This window comes from Kitasatospora hibisci (assembly GCF_043950205.1).
Classification (GTDB): domain Bacteria; phylum Actinomycetota; class Actinomycetes; order Streptomycetales; family Streptomycetaceae; genus Kitasatospora; species Kitasatospora hibisci.
Genome location: NZ_CP171642.1, coordinates 5,748,604 through 5,762,566 on the forward strand (window position 1 = coordinate 5,748,604; position 13,963 = coordinate 5,762,566).

Below are 13,963 nucleotides of genomic sequence, written 5' to 3' on the forward strand. Positions count from 1 at the left end.
CCGGCGCCCGGGGCGCGCGTCTTTCGGGGCGGTGCCGGCGAGACCTTCGGCCGCAGTGCTGTGACTTCTGACCAGTGCTGTCGGGCCGGAGCGACCCCTGACGGAGCTGCCGAGGCCGGACAGCCCGACCGAGGGATACCGATCTCCCCATGAGCCTGACCGTCGCCGTCATCACGTTCGGCATCGTCTTCCTGGCCGAACTGCCGGACAAGACCGCACTGGCCAGCCTGATGCTCGGCGCCAAGTACCGCGCGAGCCACGTCTTCGCCGGTATCGCCGCCGCCTTCGCCCTCCAGGTCGGCATCGCCCTGGTCGCCGGGCAACTGCTCTCGCTGCTGCCGCAGCGCTGGGTGGAGGGCGTCACCGGCGTGCTCTTCCTGGCCGGCGCGGCCATGCTGCTCTTCCACGGCGGCGGGGGCGAGGACGGGCACGCGGCCAAGGAGCCGTCCTCGAACGGCTTCTGGAAGGTGGCCGGGGCCAGCTTCGTGGTCGTCGCGGTGGCCGAGTTCGGCGACCTCACCCAGATCATGACCGCCAACCTGGCCGCCAAGTACGCCGACCCGCTCGCCGTCGGCCTCGGCGCCTGGCTGGCGCTCTGCGCCGTCGCCGGGATCGCGATCCTCGGTGGTCAGAAACTGCTGAAGCACGTCCCGATGAAGGTGATCATCCGGGTGGCCGCCGGCGTGATGGTCCTGATGGCCGGGGCCAGCATCTTCCGCGCCGTCACCGGCTGACGGCCGCTCAGCAGTCGCCCGGGTCGCTCTCCAGTGCGGCCCGGGTCTTGGGTCCGTACACCGCGCCGCCGGCGATGACCTCGCCCTTGATCTTGTAGCTGCGCTGGAAGTCGGCCAGCACGCTCTGGGTCCACCAGTCGAAGGTGCCGGTCGCGATCGATTTGTCGACGAATCCGCAGGAGGCGGCGGAGAGCCGCAGCTGCATGTCCTTGACGTCCGGTCCGCTCATCCCGCGCTCCAGCACCCGGGTGGTGGGCGTGGGGGTCGGCGTCGGGGTGCTGGTCGGGGTGGGGGTCGGCGCCTGGGTGGTCGGCGCCGGAGCCGGGGGCGCCGCGGGGGGAGCCGCGACCGTGGTGGGGGTGGCCGCCGGGGCCGCGGTCCTGCTCGGCTTCGCCGTTCTGCTCGGGCTCGGGCTCGGCGCCTCGCTGCTGGACGGCGGCGCGCTCGGGCTCGGGGGCGGCGCGGGCGTGGTCGGGTCGACCGGCGCTGGGGCCAGCGTGCGGGACGGCAGGGGCTGCGCCTGCCGCTCGGGCTCGCCGGAAGGCGTCACGGCGTAGGCGAGGCCGACGGTGAGCGCCAGCAGGCCGGCGCCGGCCGCGACCACCAGTCCCCGGCGCCGGGTCAGCGGGCTGCCCGCGGCCTGCTCCTGCGCACGCCGGGCCGCCCGGCCGCCGGTGCGGGCGGAGCCGTCGGGGGCCGCACCGGCGAAGGCGAACAGGCCGATCTCGTCGCCACCGTCCGCCGCCGGCTCCTCCGTGCCGTCGTAGGGGTGCTGCGGGTCGTGCGGGTGCCGCTCGTCGTAGTCGTGCCGCGGGTCGTAGGGCTGCCGACCGTACGGCGCCTGCTGACCGTACGGCGGCTGCGGTGCGGTCGGGGCCTGCTGAGGTGCCGACATCACCGGGGGCAGCACGGCGGTCGCGTGGGCGTCCGCGTCCGGACCGGTCGGCGGGGCAGCCGGCGGCCGGTGGCCGATCGGCTGCCCGGCCGAAGGTGCCCGGGCCGGTACGGGCCGGGTCGGCGGCAGCAGGGTGGTGGCGAACGGATCCGCCGGGGCACCGGCCGCCGTGGGGGCTGCCACCTGACCGGCGGCCAGCGGCACGTACGGGCGCACCAGCGGCGGGCCCTCCAGCTGCGGCAGCACGGCCGTCTCGATGAGTGCCGGGTCGGTGAGCGCCGGGTCGGGGAGGCAGCTGCACCCGGCGGAGCGTGCGGTTCCGCACGTCGGGCAGTGCTGGTCCGGCATCGGCCGGCCCTCCTCGGTCTCGGATCTGGCCCCGTGTCTGCTCGGGCGCGTGTTCCCGGGGGCGAACGCGCCTGATTATGCAGGACGTCCCCGTGGGCGGACAGGGGTGTCCGGCCCGGTCCGGGGGTGTTGTGCCGGTTGGTGGTGTTTGTTGCCTGATGAACGGTCGGCGCCCCGGGGGCGTACCCCGGATGGCGGTCGGAGTGACGTTCGGCTCAACTGGACGGCGCAAACCAGGGCATTTCTGACAGCATGGTGAGTCGGGAGTGATCTTTCGCACGGACCCCGGCCCGACCGGGGCCGCGACCCCTACGGAGACCCCATGACGGATCCGATCGCCGCGTCCGGCCGGAGCCCGGCGAGCGAGCCGGGTCCGCCGCAGGTCTCCGCCCGCAACCTCTGGGTGCCCATCGGCGCCCTGCTGCTGGCGATGCTGCTGGCCGCGCTCGACCAGACCATCGTCTCCACCGCGCTGCCCACCATCGTCAGCGACCTCGGCGGCCTGGAGCACCTCTCCTGGGTGGTCACCGCCTACCTGCTCGCCTCGACCGCGGCCACCCCGCTCTGGGGGAAGCTCGGCGACATGTACGGCCGGAAGCGCTTCTTCCAGGCCGCGATCGTCATCTTCCTGGTGGGCTCGGCGCTCTGCGGCGTCGCCCAGAACATGGGCGAGCTGATCGCCTTCCGCGCGCTCCAGGGCCTCGGCGGCGGCGGGCTGATCGTGCTCACCCAGGCCATCGTCGGCGACCTCGTCCCGCCCCGGGACCGCGGCAAGTACCAGGGCCTCTTCGGCGCGGTCTTCGGCGTCACCAGCGTGCTCGGGCCGCTGCTCGGGGGGCTGTTCGTGGACCATCTCAGCTGGCGCTGGGTCTTCTACGTCAACCTGCCGATCGGCGTGGTCGCCCTGGTGGTGATCGCCGCCGTGCTGCACGGCGTCGAGGTGAAGCACCGCCACCGGATCGACTACCTCGGCACCGTGCTGATCGCCGCGGTGGCCACCTGCCTGGTCCTGATGACCTCGCTCGGCGGGACGACCTGGGCCTGGAGCTCCTGGCGGATCACCGGCCTGGGCGTGCTGGGGGCGCTGCTGCTCGTCGCCTTCGTTCTGGTCGAGCGGACCGCGGCCGAACCGGTGCTGCCGCTGCGGCTGTTCCGCTCGCGGACGTTCAGCCTGGTCGCCGTCATCTCCTTCGTGGTCGGCTTCGCGATGTTCGGGGCGCTGACCTACCTGCCGACCTTCCTCCAGGTGGTCATGGGCGTCTCGCCGACGCTGTCCGGCATCCACATGCTGCCGATGGTGCTCGGGATGCTGGCGACCTCGATCGGCTCGGGCCAGGTCGTCGCCCGGACCGGCCACTACCGGGCGTTCCCGATCGCCGGAACGGCCGTCACCACCGTCGGCCTGGTCCTGCTCTCCCGGCTCGACGAGAACACCGGCACCTTCGAGATGAGCTGCTACTTCCTGGTCTTCGGCCTCGGCCTGGGGCTGGTGATGCAGGTGCTGGTGCTGATCGTGCAGAACTCCGTCGGCTACCGGGACCTGGGCGTGGCCACCGCCGGTGCCACCTTCTTCCGCTCCATCGGGGCGTCCTTCGGCGTCTCCGTCTTCGGGGCGGTCTTCGCGGGCGGCCTGGCCGACCGGCTGCGGGACGCCCTGGCCGGCGTGCCGCTGCCACCCGGCTTCGACCCCGGGGCGATCACCGCCGACCCACGCGTGATCGACGGGCTCCCGGAGGCCACCCAGACCGCGATCCTGCACGCCTACGCCGAGTCGATCACCCAGGTCTTCCTCTACGCGGTGCCGATCGCCGCCCTCGCCTTCGTGCTCTCGCTCTTCCTGCGCGAACAGAAGCTCCGTGAGACGGTGACCGCCCCGGACCTGAGCGAGTCGATCGGTGTCAACCCGGTGGAACGCTCCTCGCTGGACGAGATCGCCCGTGCGCTGTCGGTGCTGAACAGCCGCGAGGCCCGGCGGGACCTCTTCCGCCGGATCACCGCCACGGCCGGGCTCGACCTCAAGCCCGCCTCCAGCTGGCTGCTGCTGCAGACGTACCACCACGGCTCGGTCGAGCCGGCGGAGCTGGCCGAGCGCCGGATCGTCCCGTTCGCGGTGATCGACGAAGCCGTCCGCGAGGTGGAGGGGCGCGGCCTCGCCTCCCGCACCGGCGGACTGCCGCTGCGCCTGACCGAGCCCGGCGAGGCGGTCGCACTCCGGCTGGTCGCGGCCCGCCGGGAGCAGCTCGCGGAGCTCCTCGGGGACTGGGACGAGAAGCAGTTCGACGACCTCGCCGCCCTGCTGACCAGGCTCTCCACGACGCTCTGCGCCGACCGCCGGGACCGGCCGGACCCGGCCGGCCCGGAACCCCCGTACCGGGGCGAGGGCCGGTCGTTCTGACGCCGCGAGGCGGCCGGGTCGGGGCGTGGCTCCGGCCCGGGGCCGGAGGGGTCGAGGGGGCCCCGGAGGCCCACGAGGCGCCCGGGGTACGCAGGGCAGGAGTCGACCGGTGTGGCGCAAGTCATAAGCATGGCCCCGCGCCCAGTGGGGGAGAGAGTGCATGACAATGCGTCGGCGACGCCGACCGGTTCACGACGCGGGCTCAGGACGATTGCTAAGCCATCCCGGCCGGATCCTCATCGACGGCGCCACGGTGGTCCACCAGGATGGGTGATCAGTTGTTCGTCGAACCTTTGGGGGAGGTTCGCTGTGACCTGCACATCATCGTGGACCGTGCGCGGACCGGTCGCGGCGGCTGCCGCGGCGGCGGTGCTCACGGGCGGTTCGGTGGCGGAGGCGCAGCCCGCCGCCCGTGACGCGGTGCCGGTGGTCGAAGCGGCGGCGGTGCCTGCCGCCGAAGCCCGGGCCGAGGAGCGGGCGGGCGACGGCCTGAGCGCCGTGGCCCACTTCTACGGGGCCCTGAGCACGGGGAACACCGCTCTGATGGCGCGGGCGGTCAGCCGGGGCTGGGTCGACGTCCCGACCCGCCCGGGCCTCGGCACCGGCGTGGCCGGGGCACAGCAACTCGTCCGCGAGGTCCGGGCGGCCTTCCCGGACCTGGTGGAGGCCGTCACCGGCATCACCCGCAGCGGCGACCGGATCCACGTGTCGCTGCAGCACTGCGGTACGCACTCGGCGGAGTTCGCCGGCGTCCCGGCGACGTACAAGTACGTCTGCTTCCGCGGCGAGGAGACCCAGACCGTCAGGAACGGCCTGATCTCCAGCACGGAGCACTGGGAAGACATCGACGGATTCCTCAAGGAGGTCGGAAAGTGACCGCGAACATCACCCCTCGCCGGGCGGACGACTCGGGCGATCTGAAGAACTACCTGCTGGACAGCACGGACCTGGTGAAGATACCCGGCCTGGTCCGCAGCGAGACGGTCAGCCAGGAGGAGTGCTACCGCCTCATGGTGGAGGGCACCAAGGAGACCTACTCGCACGAGGAGGTCTTCGGCCAGTACTGCTCGCTCGGCGAGTACATCGACGTCCCCTACGACGTCGTGTTCGAGTACGCGGCCAACGTCCACTCGATGGAGGAGTGGACGTTCAGCGTCCGGGACCTGCGCCACGTCGGAGGCGGCCTCTACCGGGGCACCGAGGCCATCCAGCCGAACACCGAGATCTTCATCCGCGCCGACGTGATGAAGGGCCCCGAGCACGGGCTGGTGTTCTACCCCTGTGCCTGGGACCAGGGCAAGGAGCTCTGGATGCGCTACTACTTCACGTTCATCGACGCGAACAAGACGCTGGGCCGTCCCGGCACCGTGGTGCTCTGGACCAACTGCAAGCACCCGTACTACGACCGGTCCGTCACCGACGTCCCGGACTACATCGCCGAGGGCCGGGCCCGCACCGACCGGTACTGGGTCGGCGACATCTGGCCGAACTTCGACGCCATCCACCGCATCGAGACGGCCAACCTCAAGCGGATCCTGGAGCACCGCTTCGGCAACGGCCGGGCCGGCGGCTGACGGCATGGCGACGGAACCGAAGGGCCACACCGCCGGCCCGCAGGCACAGCTGATCGACGTGGTGAACGTCCTGCCCGACTGCGTGGTCTCCAACGCCGGCGCCCCGGGGGCCGACGACGACCTCGGCGACCACGAGTTCTTCCGCGGCGTCGCGGAGCGCAGGTTCGCCTCGCCGGACCAGACCTCGGCCGAGCTGGGCGCGGCGGCCTGCACCAAGCTCCTCGACCGCACGGGGCTGGCCGCCGACGAGGTCGACCTCATCATCTACAACTGCATCTTCAACGACACGTTCTGGCCCGGGATCGGCTCGGCGGTGCAGTCGGAGATCGGAGCCACCCGCGCCACCGTGCTCCAGCTCGACACCAGCTGCTGCTCCTGGCTGTCCGGGCTGCGCACCGCCAAGGCGTTCGTGGAGTCCGGCATCCACCGGAACGTCATCGTCCTGACGGTGACCAACTTCGTCTCCCGGCTACCGGAGTTCCAGAGCTCCAAGCGCTCCCGGGTGCTCGGCGACGGCGCCACCGCCACGCTGGTGGCACCCGGCCGTCCGAGCATCCTCTCCGCCTACGAGCGCTCGCACGGCGAGAACTACGGCCTGCTGCGCTTCGAACCGGAGCTGGTCGACGGGGTGTTCCGCAACTACTGGGAGCGCGGCTGCGGGCCGATCACGGTGAACTTCACCAAGGAGCGGCTGGCGGCCATCCGGGAGAACTCGATGTCCCTGGTGCCGGACGCGGTCGCCGCCAGCCTCGCCGAGGCGGGCCTGACGAGCGACGACGTCGACTACCTGATCACGCACCAGCCGAACGAGGACTTCCTCGCCGAGTGGCGCAAGCGGTGCGGGATCGAGGAGGCGCGGACGCACGACACGCTGGCGAAGTACGGCAACCTCTTCGCCGGCTCCATCCCGGTGACGGTCGCGGACGCACTGGACCGCGGCCTGATCAAGGACGGCAACATCCTCGCCTTCGGGACCTTCGCCAACGGCGGGGACCTGGTGAGCGCCATGACCGTCCGCTGGCACGCGGACCGGTGACAAAGCGCGCCGCCCGGCCGGGGGCGTGACCCCGGGTCGGAGCGGGGCGGGACGGCCGGCCGGACCGGTGGGGACACGGGGACGGCCGGCTGCTCCGGCATGCACGGGAACGACGGGGAGGCCGGCCGGACCGGCTTGACGGGGGACCAACGGGGAGAGAAGGCAGGGGGAGAGATGGCAGGGGCAACGACGACGGGGACGACGACGGAGGCCGCCACGGTGCCGGACCGGGCCGGGTCGGCGGCGGCGTCGGACCGGGCAGGAGCGACCGCGGCGACGGTCGCCGACGCGCTGGTCACGTCGCTGCGCGACTGGGGCGTGCGGTACGTCTTCGGCGTCAGCGGCGCCAACATCGAGCATCTGCACGACGCGATCCACCGCCTCGGACGCGGCCGGCTGGCCTCGGTCCTGGCCCGCCGCGAGGACGGCGCCGCCTTCATGGCCGACGGACACGCCCGGGTGCACCGCACGCTCGGCGTCTGCTGCTCGACCTCCGGCGGCGCGCTGGTCAACCTGGCGGTCGGCCTGGCCGAGTCCTACGCGGAGTCCGTCCCGGTGCTCGCGCTGGTCGGACAGCCGCCGCAGGCGCTGGCGGGCAAGGGCGCGTTCCAGGACGGCTCCGGCATCGGGCGGACGGTGGACGCCGCGCTGCTGCTGTCGGCCGTCACCAAGCGCACCGTGACGCTGACCGACCCGGAGCGGCTCTGGGACGAGCTGGCGGAGGCGGCCCGCACCGCCCTGTCCGGGCGCCCCGGCCCGGTGGCACTGCTGGTGCCCCGGGACGTCTTCGAGCGGACGGTGCCCGAGCGGCCGGCCGACTGGCCGTCCGCGCCCGAGGAACTGGTCGAGCGGCCCGAGACGGACGAGGACGAGGTGCGGGCCCTGTTCGACGCGCTGCGGGAGGCGCAGCGGCCGGTCGTGCTGCTGGGGCACGGCGTGCGCCGCAGCGCGGACCGCAACGCGGTGGCGGAGTTCGTCCGGGAGGCGCGCATCCCGGTCGCCACCACGATGTCGGCGCGCGCCGAGTTCTCCAACTCCGACCCGTTGTTCCTCGGCGTGGCAGGTGTGGTGGGCCACCCCTCCGCGCACGCCGCGGTGCGGGACTCCGACCTCGTCGTGGCGATCGGCGCGGGCCTGAACGCGATGACCCGGGGCCCGCTCGGCGATCTGCGCGGGGACCGCCTGGCAGTGGTCAACATCGACCCCGGGGAGGCGTCCCGCGCGGCCTCACCCGGGTTGGTGGTGCGGGCGGACGCCGGCGCGGCGGCCCGGCGGCTCCTTGAGCTGCTGCGCAAGGAGCCCTTCCAGGCCGAGGAGTTGTCGGGCTACCGGCGGACGAGGTTCCGGCCGCGGCCGGCACCCGGGCTCGGCCCGGTGCAGGCCGGCGGCGGCCTGATGCAGAGCGAGGCGATCGCCGCGCTGACCGCCTGGCTCCCGGCCGAGGGGCACCTGGTGCTGGACGCGGGCAACTGCGCGTCCGCCGCGATCCACCTCAGCGACGTGCCCGACGGGGCCAGCTCGACCATCGCGCTGGGCGCGGGCGGCATGGGCTACAGCCTCGGCGCGGCCGTCGGCGCCCAACTGGGCTCCGCCGCCGGCGTCCGCACCGTGGTGATCCTCGGTGACGGCGCGTTCCTGATGAACGGCCTGGAGGTGCACACCGCGGTCGACCTGCGGCTGCCCGTCCTGTACGTGGTGTTCAACAACGCCATGCACGGCATGTGCGTGACCAGACAGCAGACCTACTTCGACTCCCGGATCGAGTCGGTGCGCTACGCACCGGTGGACATCGCCACGGTGGCGCGCGGCCTCGGCGGCCCGGACCGCCTCTGGGTGGCGAGCGTCGACAGCCGGGAGGAGCTCGACCGGGCCCTGGCCGAGTACGCGGGCCGCAGCGCCGCGGCCCCCGAAGGGACCGGCCTGCCGGGGCTGCTGGAGTTGCGGCTCGCCCGGGAGGAGGTGCCGCCGTTCACGCCGTTCCTGCCGCTCGACGAGCCGACCTACTTCGTCGACGAGGCGGCGCCGGCGGCGGTCACGGTGCCGGCGCCGCGTTCGGCGGCGCCGGGCCGGTCGGGGGTGTCGGCGTGAGCGTGGGCGTCGGCGGGGTCGGCCGGGTCGGCACCGACGAGTCCGGTCCGGCCCGCTGCCCGGCGTGGCCGAAGCCGTCGCGGAGGCCGCCGCCGAGGCACTCCGCCGTGGAACTGTGAAGGGAAGGAGTGAGGAATGACTGTTCTCGTCATCGGCGCGACGGGGTTCCAGGGCGGTGCCGTGGCCCGGCTGCTAGCCGAACAGGGGCGGCCGGTGCGCGGCTTCGCCCGGACCGTCTCGACCGCGGACAAGGCCGTCCCCGGCGTGGACGTCGTCACCGGCGACCTCGGGGACGCGGACTCCGTGCGGAAGGCCTTCGCCGGCGTCACCCACGCATCCGCCGTGATCCCCCAGGTCTACGACCGCGACACGGTGGTGCGCTTCGCGCGGAACGTCGCCCGTGCGGCCCGCGAGGAGGGCGTCGAGCGGCTCGTCGTGAACGGCAACACCCGCGTCCCCGCGCAGCGCACGGAGTTCACCGGCTTCGAGACCCGGCGGGAGGCCGAGCAGATCCTGCTGGAGTCCGGCGTCCCGACGACCGCGCTGCGTCCGCCGGTCTACCTGGACAACCTCTACAGCCCCATCGCCGGGCCCGCGCTGGTCAACGACGGCGTGCTGGCCTTCCCGGTGCCGCGGCCGGTGCGGATCGCCTGGCTCTCCCACGAGGACCTCGCCAGGGCCACGGTGGCCGCGCTGGCCACCGCCGACCTCGCGGGGGAGACGATCGACCTGGGCGGCGCCGAGCTGCTGAGCGGCCCGGAGCTGGCCGAGCGGTTCACCGCCGGTCTGGGCCGCGAGGTCCGCTATGTCCCGCTGCCGCCCGAGCAGTTCGAGGCCGGGCTGGCCCAGGCCTTCGGTCCGGAGACCGCTGCCGGGATCGCCGGCACCTACCGCTGGGTCGCCACCGAGGAGGGGGCTGGCCTGCTGGAGTCCGACCCGGCGGCGGTGGAGTCGGCGCTGGGCATCCGGCTGACCCCGGCGGCCGATTGGATCGCCGCCCGCGACTGGCAGGTCTGGGCGGCGCGATGAGGCGCGCGGCGGTGTCGTGAAGAGCCGCTGGCCCCGAGCACCCGGTTGCTCAAGGCCGTGGCCGTCCCCGCCGGGGCGAGCCCCCGCCGGCTGGGCATGAGTCCTGCACCGTACCTGCACAAGGTCGGGGCCGGGCGGGAGCCGGGACGGTGCGGTGCCGGGGACGGTCCGCGGCCTCGGGGTCAGGAGACCGCGCGGACCGCCGGGCCGTGGAGGCTCGGGCCGTGGAGGCTGGGGCGACTGCCCCGGTATTCGCCCGGCGGCATCCCGAACCACTTGCGGAAGGCGAGGTGGAAGCCGACGCTGCTGCGGTAACCGACCGCCTCCGGAATGACGGACAGGGCCCGGTCGGTCTCCGTGAGCAGCCGGGCCGCCTCCCGCATCCGGCGGGCGGTCAGATGCCGGCCGGGGCTCTCGCCGACCAGCTCGCGGAAGGCCGCGGTGAACGCCGTCCGGGACATCCGCGCCTCGTGGGCCAGCCGTTCGACCGTCCACGCTTCCCCGAACCTGCCGTACACGGCGAGCAGCGCTCGGCTGATGCCGGGGTGGTTGAGCGCCCGCATCGCCGGATAGTCGTCGGCCAGGCGCTTCGCCGCCTCGCCGCGCAGCGCCAGGCCGAGTGCCAGGACCAGGGCGGTCTCGAAGCCGCGCACGCTGATCAACCGGTGCTCGCCGGGGTCCCCGTCGGGCTCCGCGGACAGCGCGTCCAACGTGTGGTGCAGCAGCGGCTGCCGCCGGACGAGACCGCGGTCCAGCACGATCATCGGCGGCAGCGCCCGGTACAGCGCCGACTCGCCGGCGGAGTTGTAGGACAGACCGCCGCAGAGCATCCGGGTCTCCGGTCCGGGCCCGGGCAGCCGTACCACTCCGAACCCCTCGGACGCCCCGGGCGGCAGCGGGGTGGCGGGGGTTGCGGCGTCCTGACCCGCCACGGCGCGCTCGGCGGTCCGGCCGGCCAGGACGGTCGGCAGCGGTACGGCCTTCCGTCCGGGCCGGTCGCTCAGCGCGTGCGGAGCCCCCCACGGGAAGATCGCAAGGTCGCCCTGGCGCAGCACCGAGCTGCGCAGATGGAGTGCGGCGCCGGGCAGTTCGACCTCGTCGGCGAGGGTCGCCCAGCACGAGCCCTCGACGATGTAGTGCAGCACCGCACAGTTCTCGGCCGGGCCGCGGATCCCCCAGGGCGCCCGAACGCGCCAGTGGGTGTGGAACGCCCCCTCCAGACGGAGCGAGCCGAGCAGTTCGCCGAGTACGTCGTCCATGAGTCCAGTCCCCCCGGCACAGGCTACTGCGGACGGGGGCCGCTTCTCATTGCGGAAGCTTTAAACCTCACGGGCGGGGCTTACAGCAAGATGACATATCGTCAAATCGGTCCCACGTCGCACCGATTGCTGCGGGCGGTGGGGTGCTCCCGGAGGCGACGGCGCCCGCACCGCGGCGGGTCGCCGTGGTGCGGGCGGGCGGTCGTCTGCGGGGGGTGCGGGCGGCCGTGAGCGGCTGTCGGCGCGCCCGCTCCGGCCGCGTCAGTCCAGGCGGACCTGGCCGCCGCGGTTCAGGTAGTCGACCATGCCCCAGGAGGCCTCGTTGTTGCGCAGGTTCGAGGTCAGGTTGCCGCCGCGGCCGGCCGGGACGTAGTTGGCGTCGCCGTAGAACCACGGGTAGACCCAGACGCCGATGGTGGAGCTGCTGGCGTTCTCGACGGAGGCGGCGTTGTTGCGCACCTTCTGGCCGTAGCCGGCCGAGCCGTACTGGTCCTTCTTCCAGAAGGTCTCGTCGATCTGGCCGTCCTGGAGCTGGTATTCCATCGTCATCGCGCCTTCGGCGCCCGGCGAGTAGTAGATGCAGAACATGAGGCCGCTGGCGCCGCCGCTGTCCTTGCACCGGACCGGCGAGGACCAGGTGCTCCATCCGTTGATGGTGGTGGTGCTGGCGTTGGCCGGGACCGCGCCGGTGAGCATGGTGGTGCCGGCGACGGCGAGGGCGGCCGCGCCGGTGGCCAGGCGGCGGCCTGCGGACTTGAGCTTCATCGGTCGATGGCTCCTTCACTGGGTGGTGGTGTCGACGGTCCGCGGAATCGGTCCGCGGGCCGGGGGAGATGGTCAGAGGGTGGGCGGCGCGGGGGAGGACCAGTCGTGGTCGAGCAGCCGTCCGAGCGAGCGGACCTCGGAGTCGAGCGCCGCCTTGACGGTCGCCAGGTCCTTCGCGCGGCGGCCGATCGCGACGTTCTGCAGGGTCGACTCGGTGGCGAACCAGATGCCGGTGAGGTTGGTGCGGCGCTTGCAGTCGACGTCCGCCACGGCCTGGGCGATCTCCGTCGCGCTCGGCACCGGGTCCTTCATCGACGGCACGGCGGTGGGAGCCTGCAGCGGATCCGGGAGGTCGAAGCCGTGCTCCTTCATGCAGCCGGTCCAGGCGGCGATCGCCGCGGCCACCTCCGGGGCGGACTTCGACTCGGTGAAGCTCCCCGACTTGATCTCGGTCACCGCACCCTGCGGGCCGTTGCCGGGGCCCTGCGGGCCGCCGGCCGCGCCCGGCATGATCCGGTCGAGCTCGGCGAAGCAGCCTCCGTCCGGGAGTGGCTTGCCCTGGTACGAGGTCGCACGGGTGCCCTGCGCCTGGTCGACGCCGAGCAGGACGGTCCTCGCGGCGGCGGGGAGCGCGGCCAGTGAGGCCGGCTGTTCGCCCGCGGCGGGCGCGGCCGCCGTCTGGGGCATGTGGTAGCCCCAGCGGGCGGCGCTGTCCGGTTCGGTGACGCCGTAGCGGCGGTTCATCGGGGTGTAGGTGCGGGCGGCCGTGTCGTCCGGCCCGGGCTTGGCCGGCACCGGGTAGTCCAGCCCGTACCGCTTCATGCAGGAGCCGGTGGCCGCCTTGCGGACCCACTCGAACTGCACGGACTGAACCGGTGTCAGCATGTACTGTTCAATGGGAAGATGGAGCTCGTCCACACCGGTGCCCGCCGACGGCGTCGCCACCGGGGTGGTCGGCGGTACGACGATCGGCGCCGCCGCGGGCGGCCCGCCTGCGCAGCCGCTCAGCGTGGTGAGTGCGGCGAGGGCGGCGAACGTCGCCCGCAGCCCGGTGCCCGGGCCGCGGGCGGCGAACGTCGCCCGCAGCCCGGTGCCCGGGCCGACGGCGCCCGGCGCGCGGCCGGACGTCCGGCCGCGGGCAGTCCTTCCGCTCCCGCTCAAGGGCATGGCGGATCGCTCCTCGGTTCTGGGGGCAGGGGTTCGGCCGGTGCGACTCGACGCGTCGCGACCCGGCGGGCCCGGCTCGACGCCGGGCGATGGCCAGCCTAGGTGCCCGATCCGGGCCGATCGCCGCGTTCAATCCCGTGGGACGGAGCAGACTTCGTCCCACCGTCGTGACCAGCACTTTGAGACGTCACGCAGCCCGAAGTGGAGACGTCCCACGGTCGCCGGCGTCAGGTGTAGGAGACTGCTCGCACGATGAGAACCGGGACTCGCCGAGCCCCGGTCGATGAGGAGGTGCGTCATGTCCGTCGTGAAGATCAACGTGCTGACCGTTCCGGCCGAGCAGCGGGCGGAGCTGGAGAAGCGGTTCGCGTCGCGGGCCGGATCCGTCGAGAACTCGGACGGCTTCGAGTGGTTCGAACTGCTGCGCCCGGTCGAGGGGACGGACCAGTACCTGGTCTACACCCGCTGGCGCAGCGAGGAGGACTTCAAGGCCTGGATGGAGGGCCCCATGCAGGCGGCTCACCGTCAGGGTCCGCCGGCCGCCGAGGGCGAGGCGCCCAAGCGCCCCGCCGCGTCCGGCTCCACCCTGTGGTCCTTCGAGGTCGTCCAGTCGGCCGGCCCCAAGGCCTGAGGCTCCACCCCGCCCGGCGCGGCCCCGGACCCGTCCGGGCCG

Annotated in this window: 12 protein-coding genes; 8 read left to right on the top strand and 4 right to left on the bottom strand. The window is 73.4% G+C overall.

Annotation, left to right across the window (positions count from 1 at the left end; genetic code table 11):
• Positions 1 to 149 precede the first annotated feature (149 nt).
• The gene (locus ACF9IK_RS25175; protein WP_395296362.1) at positions 150 to 734 is read left to right on the top strand and encodes a TMEM165/GDT1 family protein; all 585 of its coding nucleotides are present in this window, start codon (positions 150 to 152) and stop codon (positions 732 to 734) included.
• Positions 735 to 741: 7 nt separating this feature from the next.
• Here ACF9IK_RS25175 and ACF9IK_RS25180 read toward each other — a convergent pair whose 3' ends face one another.
• Complete coding sequence (locus ACF9IK_RS25180) at positions 742 to 1,977, bottom strand: peptidoglycan-binding domain-containing protein (RefSeq protein WP_395296363.1); 1,236 nt, start codon at positions 1,975 to 1,977, stop codon at positions 742 to 744.
• A gap of 322 nt (positions 1,978 to 2,299) precedes the next feature.
• On the opposite strand from ACF9IK_RS25180, the gene ACF9IK_RS25185 reads away from it, so the two are divergent.
• From ACF9IK_RS25185 to ACF9IK_RS25210, 6 genes are all read left to right on the top strand, one after another.
• Positions 2,300 to 4,372, top strand: coding sequence for an MFS transporter (locus tag ACF9IK_RS25185; protein WP_395296364.1), 2,073 nt, complete (start codon positions 2,300 to 2,302; stop codon positions 4,370 to 4,372).
• A gap of 333 nt (positions 4,373 to 4,705) precedes the next feature.
• On the top strand, positions 4,706 to 5,248 hold the full coding sequence (locus ACF9IK_RS25190) for an ester cyclase (RefSeq protein ID WP_395296365.1): 543 nt from the start codon (positions 4,706 to 4,708) through the stop codon (positions 5,246 to 5,248).
• The gene (locus ACF9IK_RS25195) at positions 5,245 to 5,946 is read left to right on the top strand and encodes a hypothetical protein (RefSeq protein WP_395296366.1); all 702 of its coding nucleotides are present in this window, start codon (positions 5,245 to 5,247) and stop codon (positions 5,944 to 5,946) included. Before ACF9IK_RS25190 ends, ACF9IK_RS25195 begins: the two co-directional genes overlap by 4 nt.
• Before the next feature lie 4 nt (positions 5,947 to 5,950).
• Positions 5,951 to 6,982: a 3-oxoacyl-ACP synthase III family protein gene (locus ACF9IK_RS25200; RefSeq protein WP_395296367.1), complete on the top strand. Its 1,032-nt coding sequence runs from the start codon at positions 5,951 to 5,953 to the stop codon at positions 6,980 to 6,982.
• 174 nt (positions 6,983 to 7,156) lie between these two features.
• Positions 7,157 to 9,070 (top strand): thiamine pyrophosphate-binding protein, encoded by a 1,914-nt coding sequence (locus ACF9IK_RS25205; protein ID WP_395296368.1) that lies wholly within the window; start codon positions 7,157 to 7,159, stop codon positions 9,068 to 9,070.
• 135 nt (positions 9,071 to 9,205) lie between these two features.
• Positions 9,206 to 10,099 (top strand): SDR family oxidoreductase, encoded by an 894-nt coding sequence (locus ACF9IK_RS25210; protein ID WP_395296369.1) that lies wholly within the window; start codon positions 9,206 to 9,208, stop codon positions 10,097 to 10,099.
• Between the two features lie 182 nt (positions 10,100 to 10,281).
• On the opposite strand, the gene ACF9IK_RS25215 is transcribed toward ACF9IK_RS25210, so the two are convergent.
• The 3 genes from ACF9IK_RS25215 to ACF9IK_RS25225 form a co-directional block, all read right to left on the bottom strand.
• Positions 10,282 to 11,358 carry an AraC family transcriptional regulator gene (locus ACF9IK_RS25215; RefSeq protein ID WP_395296370.1) on the bottom strand — a complete coding sequence of 359 codons (1,077 nt, stop codon included), beginning with the start codon at positions 11,356 to 11,358 and terminating at the stop codon, positions 10,282 to 10,284.
• Positions 11,359 to 11,619: 261 nt separating this feature from the next.
• Positions 11,620 to 12,123 carry a hypothetical protein gene (locus ACF9IK_RS25220; RefSeq protein WP_395296371.1) on the bottom strand — a complete coding sequence of 168 codons (504 nt, stop codon included), beginning with the start codon at positions 12,121 to 12,123 and terminating at the stop codon, positions 11,620 to 11,622.
• A 72-nt stretch (positions 12,124 to 12,195) separates the two neighbouring features.
• On the bottom strand, positions 12,196 to 13,290 hold the full coding sequence (locus ACF9IK_RS25225) for a hypothetical protein (RefSeq protein WP_395296372.1): 1,095 nt from the start codon (positions 13,288 to 13,290) through the stop codon (positions 12,196 to 12,198).
• Positions 13,291 to 13,588: 298 nt separating this feature from the next.
• Between ACF9IK_RS25225 and ACF9IK_RS25230 the strand changes: the two genes are divergently transcribed.
• Complete coding sequence (locus ACF9IK_RS25230) at positions 13,589 to 13,921, top strand: antibiotic biosynthesis monooxygenase family protein (protein WP_395296373.1); 333 nt, start codon at positions 13,589 to 13,591, stop codon at positions 13,919 to 13,921.
• Positions 13,922 to 13,963: the final 42 nt, after the last annotated feature.

Bases quoted from the DNA above. Each gene is read 5' to 3' on its own strand.
- ACF9IK_RS25200 (WP_395296367.1), top strand. From the start codon at position 5,951: ATGGCGACGGAACCGAAGGGCCACACCGCCGGCCCGCAGGCACAGCTG.
- ACF9IK_RS25225 (WP_395296372.1), bottom strand. From the start codon at position 13,290: ATGCCCTTGAGCGGGAGCGGAAGGACTGCCCGCGGCCGGACGTCCGGC.
- ACF9IK_RS25210 (WP_395296369.1), top strand. From the start codon at position 9,206: ATGACTGTTCTCGTCATCGGCGCGACGGGGTTCCAGGGCGGTGCCGTG.
- ACF9IK_RS25220 (WP_395296371.1), bottom strand. From the start codon at position 12,123: ATGAAGCTCAAGTCCGCAGGCCGCCGCCTGGCCACCGGCGCGGCCGCC.
- ACF9IK_RS25185 (WP_395296364.1), top strand. From the start codon at position 2,300: ATGACGGATCCGATCGCCGCGTCCGGCCGGAGCCCGGCGAGCGAGCCG.
- ACF9IK_RS25215 (WP_395296370.1), bottom strand. From the start codon at position 11,358: ATGGACGACGTACTCGGCGAACTGCTCGGCTCGCTCCGTCTGGAGGGG.
- ACF9IK_RS25180 (WP_395296363.1), bottom strand. From the start codon at position 1,977: ATGCCGGACCAGCACTGCCCGACGTGCGGAACCGCACGCTCCGCCGGG.
- ACF9IK_RS25230 (WP_395296373.1), top strand. From the start codon at position 13,589: ATGTCCGTCGTGAAGATCAACGTGCTGACCGTTCCGGCCGAGCAGCGG.
- ACF9IK_RS25175 (WP_395296362.1), top strand. From the start codon at position 150: ATGAGCCTGACCGTCGCCGTCATCACGTTCGGCATCGTCTTCCTGGCC.
- ACF9IK_RS25205 (WP_395296368.1), top strand. From the start codon at position 7,157: ATGGCAGGGGCAACGACGACGGGGACGACGACGGAGGCCGCCACGGTG.